The organism is Bradyrhizobium sp. 195 (assembly GCF_023101665.1).
GTDB lineage: Bacteria > Pseudomonadota > Alphaproteobacteria > Rhizobiales > Xanthobacteraceae > Bradyrhizobium.
In genome coordinates, this window is the sequence record NZ_CP082161.1 from 1392065 (window position 1) to 1405717 (window position 13653).

A 13653-nucleotide genomic window follows, 5' to 3' on the forward strand; every position below is an offset into this window, starting at 1 on the left:
GGTTCTTGTTCTTTGGTACTAAGTTCTGTGGAGCCGCCTCAAGAACGCGCGAACGCAACCAGTTCTACCTAAAGGCAAAGCGAGCAGGTTCGATCAGAACTGTGCGAGGCCCGCACTCTGAGGAGAGACTTGCCTCTTCCAAAAAATCGCTCAGAACGCAATTCGCCTGATCCCAAGTCCATTACCGGGACAAGCTCCTAGGCAGACGACCGGATCGGTGATCCGGGCTGCTTCCTTTTGCGGTGTCGCCGCGATCAAACTGTCCTATCGCTTGCTGCCGACGGTCTGCATTACATGTCATGCATGGACGCTCGATACCGTCGTTCTGTTCGCAGCGGGCGTCGAAGACCTCAGCATTGCGCTATCGGCTATTGTGGACCGCCCCGAGCTTGCGATCGACGCGCTTGACAGACTGCCTTGCATCGATGTGGTCACCCAGGAGTTTCCTGCCAAGCCGGCGCTGAAAGGTACGCATACGACGACCGCCTGATTGAGACATGCGCGCGGGCACGGCGAGCTCTATGATGGCGTTGCGTGAAGGTCAGGCGGCCTGCTGACCGGCGGGCTTGTCGGCTTGGCGCAGGAGCTTCCATTCCCAGGGCAGCAGTTCGTGCAGACCGCGACGCGGGAAGATCGGCGATACGGGCGAGGACGTCGGCGAGCCAGGCCTTGGGATCGACGTCGTTGAGGCGACAGGTCGTGATCACCGTCAGCATGATGGCGGCACGGTCGGCGCCACGCTGGCTGCCGGCGAAGGTCCAGTTGCGCCTTCCCAAGGCGATGCCCCTCAATGCGCGCTCAGCACAATTGTTGGTCAAGCAGATCCTGCCATCGTCGAGGAAGCGGGCGAAGTCGTCCCAGCGCCTGAGCATGTAGTTCATGGGCTTCAGGACCTCGGAGGAGCGCGAGAGGGTTTCGCGCTCGCGGAGCAACCAGGCGTGCATGTCCTCGAGCAGCGGCTTGCTCTTTTCTGGCGCACGGCGCGCCGCTCGTCGGCGCCGCAGCCATTGATGGCGCGCTCGATCTCGAACAACGCATCGAGGCGTCTGACCGCCTCCAGCGCGATCGGAGAGACCGGTTTGCCCTTCTTACCTTCCCGGGCATTTTTCTCGATGTCAGCCAACTCGAAGAAGCCCCGCCGCGCATGGGCCAAGCAAAACGCCGGCGTAATCGGCAACACCTTCTTCTGCGGGTCGAACAGCGGCTCGAAGCCGTTGTAGCAATCGGCTTGCAGGATGCCGGCGAAGGCGGCCAGATGCTTCTGGGGATGCTCGCCTCGTCGGTCGCTCGAGGCGTAATAGACCCATCCCGCACATATGTCCAGATCCGCCCGGTCTTGCACTTGCCCTTCGCCAGGATACGGATGGTGGTGTCGTCGCCATGCAGGCGCTCGGCAGCCAGTACATGGCGTTCGATCAAGTGGAAGAGCGGCATGACGGCGAAGGTCCCGTGGCCGACCTGGTCGGCCAGTGTCGACAACGGCAGGTCGATCCCCTCGGCCTTGAAGCGCGCGCTCTGGCGGTTGAGCGGGATATGCATGCCGAACTTGTCGAACACGATCGTCGCCAGCAATTGTGGGCCGATGAAGCCGCGCGGCGTGGCATGGAACGGCGCGGGCGGCTGGCTGATCTTCTCGCAATCGCGGCAGGTGAACTTCTCGCGTACCGTCTCGATCAGCTTGAAGCGGCGCGGGATCTCCTCCAGCGTCTTGGTCACATCCTCACCGATCTTCGCCAGCCGCGATCCACCGCAGCAGGCGCAGGTCGTTGGAGCCTCAATGACGACGCGCTCGCGTTCGATGTCATCCGGCCATGGCTTGCGCACCGGCCGCTTGCGCGTGAAGGCGCGGACGCTCTGCGCCTTTGCCGCCGCGGCCTGCGCGGCGAGCTCATCCTCGCTCGCCGTGGTGACGAGTTCTTCAAGTTCCAATTCCAACTGCTCGATCAGCCGCGCCGTGCGCTCGGAACGCGGCCCGTACAGTTCGCGTTTGAGCTTCTCGATCCGCAGCTCGAGATGCCGATCAGCGCCTCATTGTCCGACAGCTTCGCCCGCGCGTTCGCCGCTTCGGCTTGCCAATTGATGGCTTCGGCCTGTATCCGGCTGACCTTCGCCGCGGCCGCATCGCGTTCGACCTCGACCCTCAGCCGCGCTTCGCGTTCAGCCCGCAACGCCTCACGTTCGATCAACAGCGCCGCCTGGGCGCTGGCGAGATCCGAAGGAAGGTCATCCGGCTTCAAACTCATGAAGCCAGTGAATCAGATTTCCCGGTAGGTTCAATCGCAGAATGCTATCCAACTCGCGTTGGACGCAAAGTTTCTTGAGGATTCCGCCAGTCGATCCCAGATAGCGAGGGGATTGAGGAATGTCCCCAATAGTGAGTCTGACGAATCATTTCCGGAGGTGGTCGAAGTTCGAGACCCCCACCATCCTTTGTACGGCCGCTCATTTCGAGTGATCAGGAAGATCGGCCAGCGAGGCCGAGGCATTCCCGCTTCGTATGAAGTTGAGTTTCGCACGGGAAGCAGTCTCCTAATTCAGGCAACCGCAATCGAATATTATGGACAAGAAGCAAATCAGATTAAGCTGAGTATGGAGGCTCTACTCGAGCTTTTATCGACAGCGGATTGTCCCGACGCACATGAGCATGGATCCAGCCGATTTTTGGTCGACGCTGACGCCCGCGCTCCGACGCCAGATCGTCGAAGACGTCGCCGCGATTTTGGCGGAGATCCCTCATGAAGTCCGAGTTGGTCACACCAAGCCACTTGGCGCGCAAAGCCGTAGTCTACATCCGGCAGTCGACGCCCCACCAGGTCGTAAGCAATCAGGAGAGCCTGCGCCTTCAATACGCGCTTCACAAGCGCGCCCGCGAACTCGGATGGCGTGAGGCGGCCATCGACGTGATTGACACCGATCTCGGGTTGAGCGGCGCGTCTACAGCGCATCGTAACGGCTTCAAAGAACTCGTTGGCCGTGTTGGCCTGAGTGAAGTGGGGCTCATCCTGTCGATCGACGTGACTCGCTTGGCGCGCAATTGTACCGACTGGTATCCGCTCCTAGATATCTGTGGTCTGCGTGGCTGTCTGATCGCCGACCGCGATGGTGTCTATGATCCGGGCACTCCCAACGGACGGTTGCTTCTCGGGCTGAAAGGTTCGATCTCCGAGCTTGAGCTACATACGATCCGCAGCCGGCTGATCGCCGGCCTGCTGGCTAAAGCCGAACGCGGCGAACTTGCGGTTATGCTGCCAATTGGGCTGATGCGGGACCCGAGCGGCGTGGTCGTTAAGGATCCCGACATGGCCGTGCAAGGGCGGCTCGGTCTCGTCTTCCAACTGTTCCTGCAACTGCGTAGCGTTGCCAAGGTCATGCGGGCGTTGAATGAGCGTGACCTCGAACTGCCACGTCGTGATCGGCATGGCGATTTGTGTTGGACGCGCGCGACGCTGGCTGCAGTGGCGGCCGTCTTGAAGAACCCCGCATACGCGGGTGCCTTCGTCTATGGACGAACCCACTTCCAGCCGCCGAAGCGGGAGGGCGCCCTGCCGCAAAAGGCTCCGCGGCCGATTGAGGAGTGGCGGATCGTCGTCAAAGATCGATATCCTGCCTATATCGACTGGCCAATTTATGAAAAAATCCGAGCCGTCATCAGAGATAACCGAGCCGAATACATGCGCATCAAAACCCGAGGCGCGCCTCGCGATGGCGAGCTTCTGCTCCACGGCATCGCCTGGTGCGCACGATGTGGCCATAAGATGTACGTCCGCTACAAGGGGGGCGGCGAGTATGTATGCAATCACCTGCGTACCCAGGAAGGCCAGCCGACCTGCCAACACATCCGGGCCAACCGTATCGATGCGGCCGTTGCCGATGCATTCCTAACTGCACTGGCGCCGGCCGAACTCGATGCCTTGTCGCACTCCCGCCGGGTCCAGCAGCAGATGAACAATGCGTTACGTTCCAGCGCAGAACGAGAGCTCGAGCGCAAGCGGTACACGGCGGCGCTCGCCGAACGGCAGTTCAACCGAGCTGATCCAGACAATCGCCTGGTCGCCTCAGAACTCGAGCGCCGATGGGAAGCGGCGCTAACCGACGTGCGAGCCGCCGAAGAGGCGCTTGCCCGACAGACGCCCTCCAAAGCCATCACACAAGTGGCCATAAGCAAGGAGCTCGACAACAAGGTCATCAGCCTCACCGGCCGCTTGCCGCAGATATGGGCTGACGAGACTATCTCGGATGCGCATCGCAAGGCGTTGTTGCGATGCCTCATCGAAAAGGTCGTGCTCGACCGCGGTGAGTACGACTTGGCCCTGGCCAGGATCGTCTGGCGAGGAGGCGCCGTGACGGAGCTCGAGGTGAGGATGAGCGTCAACTCCGTCACCAGATTGACGCGAGGCACAGAGATGCGGGCGCGCCTGCTGGCGCTTGCCCGCGACGGCGTCCCAGACGACGAGATCGCCGCAATCCTTACTCAGGAAGGCCACCGCTCTCCTCATTGCGCCGATAAGGTGCTGCCCATCACCGTTGGGCGGCTCCGTCGTGCCGCTGCCATCAAGGTGATTACCCAGCGCAACCGATGGGTGCATGCCGACTCACTCCTCAGCCCGCCCGAACTGGCCCGAACGCTTAAGACCCCGGTGAACTGGCTCTATGTGCAGATCCGAACTAAGCGTTTGCTGATTGATCGCCAGTCAAGCGGCGCCTATCTCTTCCCGAATACACCATCCATTCTTGACGCTGTCCGCGACCTTCGAAACCACGTCATTGCGCAACTTGATCTAAGAATCTGTCAGCCTAACAAGGAGGGGCATCAACATGGGTGATCGAGCAGGTAAGAAAGCTGCGCCGGAGAGATCGTCACGGCTTCACCGGCAGCCGAAGGCCAGATGAATCTTCCTCTTTCGAGTCTTTTTGTAAACAGGCACGCTCCCTGAGAATCGTGCCAGATGATTTTTATCAGATCTGAACGGCGCCCCCTGAAGCAAAACAAATGCCCCCCCAGTAGGTCATGCTTCAAGACCTCCTGCACCTGCAAAGCCAGGCTCGGAAAGCCGCGCCGCATATCGGTATGGCCCGTCGCCAGCCATACCCGCACGCCAGAGGGGATCGGAATCATCGCAGCGCCTTCAACACCGCCGACACCAGCAAGGGCGGCGCCGACCCGCAAATCCTGATCCGTCCGCTCCCCGTCAATTCCACCACGATCACTTCACCGGACGGTGCCGCTTCCTTGATCGGCTCCGCTTCTATCGCCGCTTCCACAAAGCCCTGGTCAGCAAGGTCCTGGCGAAGCCGACGCCGCCAGGTATAAATCAGCCCCGTTGAAATATCGTGATCCCGCGCAACCTGCGCCACACACGATCCCGGCGCAAAGGCCTCCGCAACGATCCGGCACCGCTCATCCTCGCTCCAACGCCGCCGGCGTTCCGGCCCCGTCAGCACCGAAATCTGACCCATCAATCGCTCTTAAGCTCGCTCTTAAACACGTGCTTATGAGTGCTCAATCCGCCTCTCAGAACAAGGCGGCCTTCATCGTGGGCGTACGCTGAAAGCAACGGAGCTGCTGACCGCAATTGCGGCTGTGAAGCGCAGCGCAGACACAAAAGCTTGCGTACATTGTCGGCGAGGCTTGGCACATCATTTCGGTGATCGCGACTTGAGGCGCATCAGGCGCTAGCCTAGGGTATGCGCAGGCATCTCGAAGAGATCGTGCCGAAGCTCCGGCCCACCTGGATCAAATCGGGGCATTCCGCAATGGGCCTTACCACAAGGCGCTGGCGAACGCCGATACGCTCGTACATCGCTGGCCGATGTCTTTGCAGTCTTGATGTGCTGCTGACCTTCTCCGCACCAGGTGTTGCGCCGGTCGGCCTCGCGTCGACCGGCGATGCTAACCTCTATGGAGACTGATGGGAACTCCATGTGTCACGTTCCGGCCATCCTTGCAGACGGCCAATTACCGGTAGGTGTACTTGGTCGCCCGACCGTGCGGCGAGCACGCAACAGCGCTGTGGGACCCGTGCACTGTTGAACGCGCTGCCCCGCTATTCATTCTGATCTCGTCAGACGGTACTAACGTCCCTGCTTGCATGTAGGCGCCGCGCCCGAGCCGAAATGCCCTGCAAGCAGATGGCTTGCGGCTTGCTCCGCAACCAGCGGTCTGCACACTCGGTGCGGGCGACTGGCCGCCTGTTCACGGGTTTGGGCCGCCTATTCCGAATGACAGCGCCTCTTCGATCGGTGCTACCTACTCCGCAATGGCGGTGAGAGAACCGGAGCGTTCCCGCGGACCCCGAAGCGGGCAGACAAATGTGAAAGATTGTCTCTTTAAAGTGGAGGCAGTGATGCCGGACCAGTCTTTGCGAGTCGCAGGAAATTCATGCGCAGGACGCCAGTGCCGGAGGCGAGGCATTGTTGTTGCCCTGGATGCACTTGTTGTTGTCGACAGCAGGACGGGCATTGTGCTCTACGCAGGTGAGATGCCAAACGCATTGCAAGCTAAGGTCGGTTACTGCGAAGACTTTCTCTTAGCGGCGGCCCGTTCGTTGTCCTATTGGACGGACGCGGCAGATATTTAGTCTTATCCGTCCGGATCGACAAAGTGGCTCTGCCGGGATCGTCTCCGACTAGAACCTCAGTCTTTCGGCAGAGGCGGGCCGTTTATCTGGCCAAGGCGAAATGAACAAGCTTTTGGATGTCAGTTTGGAAAAAACCGTGCGATGTCTGGTCTCAATAGGAAATTGTAGTAGGACTTTGGCCGCGGTCGCGGAGACAGAGCAAAACATCCTGACAAGAACGAAGTTGACGGCTCGAGAATGCCTCAGCCGACTTGCCTCATCGGCATCGCATCGAGACTGTAGACCCGACCGAACCTATTGCTGAGAAATTCCTTCAATGCGATCTCCTCCTGTCGGACGAACCCTTTTGCTGGCAGCCTTTCCTGCGCCAAAAGGTCCAAGATGGTGGCAATGCCTGCTGCGGTCGTGATCTGGATGGCACTTAAGTTTCGCTCCGCGACAATTCCGTCATAGATCTTGTTCGCATAGGTTTCCTGTACATAACCCGCATTCCGCCAGCCGCATACAGTGACGAAAATGACGACGACATCCTGCATAGTCGCGGGTAGAGCGTTTTCAAATAGATCCTTCAGCACCTCACGGCGGTTCTTCAGATTCAGGTCATTCAGCAGCGCCTTGATGATCGCCTGATGGCCAGGATAACGGATGGTCCGGTAGTTCAGGGTGCGCACCTTGCCGTTCAGCGTCCTTGCCAGAGTGCCGAGGCCGCCAGAGGTATTAAAAGCTTCATAGGTCACGCCGTCGAGCGAAAGCTCCTCCCGCTCCTCCATCGCCGCGACTGTAACTAGTCTTCCTTCGACGATGGCCTCGCAGGGCTCGATATACTCGTTGATCACGCCGTCGGTGCTCCAAGTCAGGTTATAGGTGAGTGCGTTGGAAGGATATCGGGGCAGCGCGCCGACGCGCATGCGTACGCTGTCGAGGCTATCGAAGCGCGATGCCAGATCGTTCGCGACAATCGAAATAAATCCGGGCGCCAGGCCGCACTGTGGGATAAATGCGCGCTCGGCATTTTGCGCCAGAGCCTCAATTTCATTGCTGGTGGCCACATCTTCGGTCAGATCGAGATAGTGAGCGTCGGCCTCCAGTGCGGCCTCGGCGACCTGTCCCGTCAGGTGAAAGGGAGCGGCCGAAAGCACGGCGAAGTTACCCTTGATCGCCCTCACCAGACTTGCATGATTGGCAATGTCGAGCATCGCGCTCGAAATCATCGGGTGGGGGGCAATCTTGGCGAGCTGCTCGCTGCTACGATCAGAGACCGTCACTTTGTAATCGCCGGTGCCGGCAAGCATCGATGCAATCGCGCTGCCAATCTTGCCTGCCCCGATGATCATGATCTCTTTCATGTTTGACCTCTGTTTTGTATGCATGGGTTTAGGCAGGGATTTGACCCTTTCATATCGACAAACCGCACATTTTCGGCCTACATGTTTCGGCAGGTTGACTGATTATATCGACGGGCTGATAGGTGCCCCAAGCGTCGGTCGGCGAAAATGCGGAAACTGGTGAAGCTTCTGATGTAATCGCCCAAAGTCGACCCTCGTGGTCACGTAGCACCGTACAAGCCTCGCTTGAGCCGCTGGAAAGAGATTTATGCTGTCCGGCATCCGATGAATATTCTTCGAGCCTGATCCAGGACGCACATCCGGATCGGGACCACTCGAAAGCGCGGGCGCAGGTTGCCGCAACGCAGTTGCGGCAACCGGGAAGGCTTGCTCGATCAGGCGCTGAATTAGCTCCGATCTTTCAATCCCAGGAGACTGCGATGTCAATCGCATCCGCCTCCCAGACGCAAGCCTACAAGACCTATCTTGCCGCGGAAACCGCCAGGCTGCTCAACGAACTCGGCGTCAGGCGCAGCAGCTACACAGAGGGGACGCTCGCCGTGCAAACGCCGATCACCGGAAAGACTATCGCATGCGTTAAACAAATCAGCGTCTGCGATGCGGCGGCCGAAATCGACAGGGCTCACGCGGCTTTTCGTATATGGCGACTCGTACCTGCACCAAAGCGCTGAGAGCTGGTGCGCCTGTTCGGCGAAGAGCTGCGCGCCAACAAGCCGGCGCTGGGCCGGCTCGTTTCGATCGAGGTTGGCAAGATTGCATCCAAAGGACTGGGCGAGGCCCAGGAGATGATCGACATCTGCGATTTCGCTGTGGGGCTATTTCGGCAGCTGTATGGCCTGACCATCGCCAGCGAGCGCAGAGATCACCGAATATGGAGAGCTGGCATCCGCTCGGTATCACCGGTCTCATCTCCGCTTTCAACTTTCCGGTCGCTGTGTGGGCATGGAATGCGGCGTTGGCGCTAGTCTGCGGCAACAGCATCGTCTAGAAAACGTCGGAGAAGACCCCGCTAACCGCGTTGGCGACGCAGGCATTGCTAGACCGAGCGTTGAAGCGCTTCCGGCTGGAGGACGGAACGCGCCGGATGGGCTCTCACTCGTGCTGTTGGGTGGCCGCAACATCGGCGAGGCGCTCGTCGACCATCCAAACGTGGCCCTGGTCTCGGCCACCGGCCCGACGGCAATGGGTCGCCCGTTGGCCCGCGGCTCGCCAAACGTTTTGCGCGCGCGATCCTCGACCTTGGCGGGAACAATGCGCGATCATCGCGCCGACGGCCGATCTCGACCTGCCCCTTCGCGGCATCGCATTTGCCGCCTTGGGAACGGCTGGCCAGCGTTGCACGACGCTGCGTCGTCTCTTCGTCCACGAAAGTATCTATGACAGCTTCGTGCCACGCCTGAAGTGCGCCTACGCGTCCGTGACGATTGGTAATCCCCTTGAAAGTGGCAATCTAGTGGGCCTACTGATTGACAGCGCAGTCTATCGCGCGATGCAAGGTACGCTCGAAATGCAAAAGCTGCAGAAGGCCAGGTTCACGGGGGCGAACGCGTTGCCGTCGAGGGTGCTGAGGATGCTCACTATGTCCGTCCTGCCCTGGTCGAGATGGCCGCGCAGACAGGACCGGTCGAGCACGAGACTTTGCATCCATCCTCTACGTGATACGGCGATCTCGATTCCGTGCTCGAACTGCACAACGCTGTTGCGCAGGGGCTTTCCTCTTCGATCTTCACCAGCGACCTGCGCGAAGCCGAGACGTTCCTGTCGGCGCGTGGCTCCGATTGCGGTATCGCCAACGTCGATATCGGACCATCAGGCGCGGAAATCGGTGGCGCATTTGGCGGCGAGAAGGAAACCGGCACGGACGCGAGTCCGGCTCCGACGCGTGGAAGGCCTATATGCGTCGCGCGACAAATACGATCAATTTCGGTCGCACGCTCCCACTCGCTCGGGGGGGCGCAAGTTCGATGGGGCATAAGAGGGGATCAGGCGTGAACGCCGGTCCCAATGCAATTGCCACGGTTCCTGCCGTCGAGCAACCTGTCACCGGCGTCTCGGAGGTCTCAAGTCATCGCGGGTTCACTAAGAAGCTCCGAGCAGGAGATGTCGTGTTCGTCGTAGAGCCTGATTTCAGCGCGCCAGATCGGGAAGGCGGCGCGCGCGATTCAATCCGGCGCGCATTGCGATTGACGGAACGCCAGCCAATCCGCCTGAAACTCGTTGGCGACAACGGCAACGACTTCGCCTGGGACAGATCACGGTCTCAGCCGGCAGCCGAGACACGAGTTCTTCATCATGCCTCCTTGCTCGCGAGGTGGAAAATATTGACGCTGTTTCAGTAAACCAATGGCTTTCGTCTGGTCGCAGAGCATCTTTGGACGGACGATCACGGTGCTCACATGACGGGCGATACTGAACTTGCCCTCCAATACGTTTGGTGTGCTGTATTCTTGCTGAGCGTGTTGGTTGAGCAAACGCACGTCTAACTGAGGTGGACATACGAGCACATCGTCTACAAAGCGCGCCGGCAAGCTGGGACCGCCGAATGGTTGCTTCAGCGGCTACAACGGTCGTGCCAATGTGCCGGGGCGAGGCCTTTGGCGGCGTTCTCGCATTCATCTACCGATTCGGTTACAACCGATCAACGATGGCCGGAGCGGTTGGGAACACCAACGACGACCGTTCCGTCGTGCAGACCCGGCACTCACCCGGCGAAGGATGAACCTGTCTAGCCGCACTTCCAACTTACGCTGAAAGGCGCTTCAGCGTTCCGATCGATCTCCGGATCGTAGAAGACTACCAGCCTTTGTAGGTTATTTGTTCGCGTTTCTTCGGTAAATGAGCGGACATGCTGTGACGCACGCGTGACGTAAGATAAGTCGCCGAAACGCGCCTCTTCCCGCCATCGCTATTGTCCACAGCTCGCCCAGCATGAGAGAAGCGTGCTTGGACCGCGAACCACTTACTTGCGAAGGAGAGCGCCATGGCTGGAGCGGTTGGCGAGGACGCAATATGCAGACTCGGAACACCGGAAGTGAACCGTTGTGGTCGGTGGAGTTGAAGTGCTTTACGTTGGATGCATGAGACGGGCAACGTTCCTATCCGCGCCGTGCTCGCTCAGCGCGGTCAGGTCAGTGCTCATTTCCCCAATTGCTAAAGGCATATGGAAACAAGGCCGAAGAGGGCACGAAACAATAACCTTCAGAAAGAAAGGCCATAGCTACGGTTTGGAATGCGTCGTCAGGACTCTACCTCCTCTAACAAGAGCATATATCGCGCGAAACACATTCAGCTCGCTCATTGAATGCGATGCGTAATGCAGATGGATCTCTGAAATGAACACCGATGCTTTCGCGGCTCATGAGTCTAACGTTCGTCGCTATGGGCGGTCCTTTCCGACAGTCTTTACAAAGGCTCTCGGAGCGACAATCTGGGATGAAGCCGGCAAGCCCTATATCGATTTTCTTGTAGGATCCGGCGCACTGAACTACGGACACAACAATCCGAATATTCTTGCACCAGCAATTGATTATCTCGCCGGTGGGAACATTCTGTTGTCGCTTGATATGTATACAGCGGCAAAACGTGAATTCATTGAAGTGTTTGTCGACTCAATACTGAAACCTAAGGGGCTCTCCTACAAAATGCAATTTCCTGGGCCGACCGGCACCAATGCTAACGAAGCTGCGCTTGCACTAGCGCGAAAATATACAGGCCGCTCGAGTGTCATGGCATTTACAAATGCATTCCACGGCATGTCGCTCGGCTCTCTGGCTATATCGGGTTCAGCGTCGACCAAGAAATTAGGGGGCGTTGCTCGTCACGACGTGATCCGTGTTCCCTACGACGGCTATCCGAACGGAGCTTTCGATTCCGCGAGCTATATCGACTACGTACTGGGCGACCCGGGGAGCGGCATAGAAAAACCCGCCGCAATCATTCTGGAGACCATCCAGGCAGAGGGCGGCATGAACACCGCCTCCGCAGCTTGGCTTAGACAAATCCAGCGTGTTTGCCGTAAACACGGTGTTGTTTTGATCGTCGACGACATTCAGGCAGGTGCTGGACGAACCGGCGAGTTCTTCTCATTCGAGTTCGCTAGAATCGAACCGGACATCGTCTGCCTTTCGAAGTCCTTAAGCGGAGCAGGCAATCCGCTCTCCATTGTTCTGATTCGTCCCGAAATTGACGTATGGCATCCAGGAGAACATAGCGGAACCTTTAGGGGCAATAATCTCGCGTTCGTGACTGCAGGAGCGATGTGCAAAATGTGGTCCGACAAGCAGTTTACGGCAAGCGTCGAGCGGACGGCCGTGAGATTGCAAGGACATCTTGATCACTTACTTGCGAAGTTTCCAGGGTGCATCGAAGAAAAGCGCGGCCGCGGTCTGATGGCCGGCCTCAAGTGCCGCTCACAGGCAATTGTCGACCGTGTGCACGATGCAGCCTTCGGCAACGGCCTGCTGATCGAATCGTCAGGGCCGAATCGCGACGTCATTAAAGTCCTTCCGCCGATAACTATCACCGACGACGATCTCGATCGTGGCATCGCCATCCTCAATCAAGCACTACAGGAGCAAGCCAATGGTAACTGCCCAGACATCTCAAACACCAGCGATCTCGCCTCTTACGATTAAAGAACGAACCGGCTCGATCAGCACTGCGGAGATCATTTCAGTCCTGAAGGGTGAGACCACCGGACTGCACATTAGACAAGCCTTCAGTATCGAAGTAGCCGAAGAGATCACCGCGAACTTTGCACGCAATCCCGGCCTCAAAGAGCGCAAAGATGGCGTTCCCGGACAATATGTTGGCGCATCTCACTACAGGAAGGATGCTGCCACCTATTTCGCTGAGGCGGAAAATGCGCGACCGTTCGTCGACGCTCTTTTTGGCAATTTGGTTGATCCGGTCCGCGGATTATTCGACGCGCTCAAGCGCGAGCTTCACAATCAGGGCGTTGAATTGCGGCTCGCCCGCTCGGACCGCGGGCAGGCTAATATATGTCGCGCTATCCGTTGGTCTGGTACGGGTATGTATGCTTTGGAGCCTCACGACGACGCCGCTCAAGTCCTATGTGCCGGGAAAGATTGTGAGTTACCGGCTGTGGCGAACAACACTGTGGCAGCGCTCAACTTCTATCCCAGCATGGCCGAGCAAGGCGGGAATCTGCGGATCTGGAGCCATAAGCCGACAGTCACCGACCGAAAATCGCAGGGCGTGGAGACCAAAGGCTATCCCTATTCGACAACTTATCTCGAAGCCGTTCCTTGTCGCGACTTTCAGCTCAATGTCGGGGATATAGCTCTGATCGACGGCGGTTTTGTTCACGGAGTCACCCGACAATCAGGGAACGGAAAGAGTCGCCTTCTGCTGAACTGCTTCCTCGGGTTTGCGCGGCCGGATCTTGTTCTCTGGTGGACCTGAGCTCGGAGGTCACACTATAACCCGGTCTGCCGGCAAGGCGTCGCCATGCCTCGTAACGTGCAGCCCATCTTGTGATGGACGGTTGCACCGATTTAAGGCGAATGTCATTCTGGCGTTGCTGCCCGCGGGCGGCTCACACGCACATAAGTCCAGATCCGCTCGGTCGTGCACTTGCCGTTAGCCAGGATACGGATGGTCCTGTCATCGCCAAGAAGACGCTCGGCAGAGAGCACATGCCGTTCGATCAAGTGGAAGAGCGCCATGACGCCGAAGGTGCCGTGGCCGACTAGGAGCCTGTCTGAGTA

General features: G+C 58.7%; 13 protein-coding genes and 4 pseudogenes. 11 read left to right on the forward strand and 6 right to left on the reverse strand.

Annotated features, from left to right (window positions below):
- The first annotated feature begins 217 nt into the window (after nt 1-217).
- The gene (locus IVB26_RS06510; RefSeq protein ID WP_247971034.1) at nt 218-490 is read left to right on the forward strand and encodes an amidase; all 273 of its coding nucleotides are present in this window, start codon (nt 218-220) and stop codon (nt 488-490) included.
- Here IVB26_RS06510 and IVB26_RS43390 read toward each other — a convergent pair.
- Nucleotides 432-716 carry a transposase domain-containing protein gene (locus IVB26_RS43390; RefSeq protein WP_458309359.1) on the reverse strand — a complete coding sequence of 95 codons (285 nt, stop codon included), beginning with the start codon at nt 714-716 and terminating at the stop codon, nt 432-434. The genes IVB26_RS06510 and IVB26_RS43390 overlap by 59 nt on opposite strands.
- On the opposite strand from IVB26_RS43390, the gene IVB26_RS43395 reads away from it, so the two are divergent.
- Entirely contained in the window at nt 700-876 is a 177-nt protein-coding gene (locus IVB26_RS43395) for a hypothetical protein (RefSeq protein ID WP_458309384.1), read from the forward strand. The genes IVB26_RS43390 and IVB26_RS43395 overlap by 17 nt on opposite strands.
- On the opposite strand, the pseudogene tnpC reads toward IVB26_RS43395, so the two are convergent.
- Nucleotides 789-2007: pseudogene (gene tnpC, locus IVB26_RS06515) on the reverse strand (IS66 family transposase); the annotation flags it as partial. The gene IVB26_RS43395 and the pseudogene tnpC overlap by 88 nt on opposite strands.
- A 728-nt stretch (nt 2008-2735) precedes the next feature.
- On the opposite strand from tnpC, the gene IVB26_RS06520 reads away from it, so the two are divergent.
- A complete protein-coding gene (locus IVB26_RS06520) occupies nt 2736-4823 on the forward strand; it encodes a recombinase family protein (protein ID WP_247971035.1) in 2088 nt (695 codons plus the stop codon).
- Here the strand turns inward: IVB26_RS06520 and tnpB are convergent.
- From tnpB to IVB26_RS06535, 3 genes are all read right to left on the reverse strand, one after another.
- Nucleotides 4811-5116, reverse strand: a complete 306-nt coding sequence (gene tnpB / locus IVB26_RS06525; RefSeq protein WP_247971036.1) for an IS66 family insertion sequence element accessory protein TnpB — start codon at nt 5114-5116, stop codon at nt 4811-4813. The two genes, IVB26_RS06520 and tnpB, sit on opposite strands and share 13 nt — an antisense overlap.
- Nucleotides 5113-5457, reverse strand: a complete 345-nt coding sequence (gene tnpA / locus IVB26_RS06530; protein WP_247971037.1) for an IS66-like element accessory protein TnpA — start codon at nt 5455-5457, stop codon at nt 5113-5115. Before tnpA ends, tnpB begins: the two co-directional genes overlap by 4 nt.
- Nucleotides 5458-6820: 1363 nt before the next feature.
- Nucleotides 6821-7924 carry a saccharopine dehydrogenase family protein gene (locus tag IVB26_RS06535; RefSeq protein ID WP_247971038.1) on the reverse strand — a complete coding sequence of 368 codons (1104 nt, stop codon included), beginning with the start codon at nt 7922-7924 and terminating at the stop codon, nt 6821-6823.
- Between the two features lie 419 nt (nt 7925-8343).
- Here IVB26_RS06535 and IVB26_RS43400 point away from each other — a divergent pair, with 419 nt between their 5' ends.
- From IVB26_RS43400 to IVB26_RS06560, 8 genes and pseudogenes are all read left to right on the forward strand, one after another.
- Nucleotides 8344-8595: an aldehyde dehydrogenase family protein gene (locus IVB26_RS43400; protein ID WP_247971039.1), complete on the forward strand. Its 252-nt coding sequence runs from the start codon at nt 8344-8346 to the stop codon at nt 8593-8595.
- 6 nt (nt 8596-8601) lie between these two features.
- A pseudogene (locus IVB26_RS43405) lies at nt 8602-8912 on the forward strand (aldehyde dehydrogenase family protein).
- Nucleotides 8867-9304, forward strand: a complete 438-nt coding sequence (locus IVB26_RS43410) for an aldehyde dehydrogenase family protein (RefSeq protein WP_458309334.1) — start codon at nt 8867-8869, stop codon at nt 9302-9304. The pseudogene IVB26_RS43405 and the gene IVB26_RS43410 overlap by 46 nt, the downstream one beginning before the upstream one ends.
- Nucleotides 9240-9395: pseudogene (locus tag IVB26_RS43415) on the forward strand (aldehyde dehydrogenase family protein); the annotation flags it as partial. The gene IVB26_RS43410 and the pseudogene IVB26_RS43415, both read left to right, overlap by 65 nt.
- Before the next feature lie 206 nt (nt 9396-9601).
- On the forward strand, nt 9602-9916 hold the full coding sequence (locus tag IVB26_RS43420) for an aldehyde dehydrogenase family protein (protein WP_458309335.1): 315 nt from the start codon (nt 9602-9604) through the stop codon (nt 9914-9916).
- On the forward strand, nt 9913-10263 hold the full coding sequence (locus IVB26_RS06550; RefSeq protein WP_247971040.1) for a hypothetical protein: 351 nt from the start codon (nt 9913-9915) through the stop codon (nt 10261-10263). The genes IVB26_RS43420 and IVB26_RS06550 overlap by 4 nt, the downstream gene beginning before the upstream one ends.
- 993 nt (nt 10264-11256) lie before the next feature.
- Nucleotides 11257-12558, forward strand: coding sequence for a diaminobutyrate--2-oxoglutarate transaminase (gene ectB / locus IVB26_RS06555; RefSeq protein WP_247971041.1), 1302 nt, complete (start codon nt 11257-11259; stop codon nt 12556-12558).
- Nucleotides 12506-13348, forward strand: coding sequence for a 2OG-Fe(II)-dependent halogenase WelO5 family protein (locus IVB26_RS06560; protein ID WP_247971042.1), 843 nt, complete (start codon nt 12506-12508; stop codon nt 13346-13348). The genes ectB and IVB26_RS06560 overlap by 53 nt, the downstream gene beginning before the upstream one ends.
- A 119-nt stretch (nt 13349-13467) precedes the next feature.
- Here the strand turns inward: IVB26_RS06560 and IVB26_RS43425 are convergent.
- Nucleotides 13468-13635, reverse strand: a pseudogene (locus IVB26_RS43425) (IS66 family transposase); the annotation flags it as partial.
- Between the last annotated feature and the right edge of the window lie 18 nt (nt 13636-13653).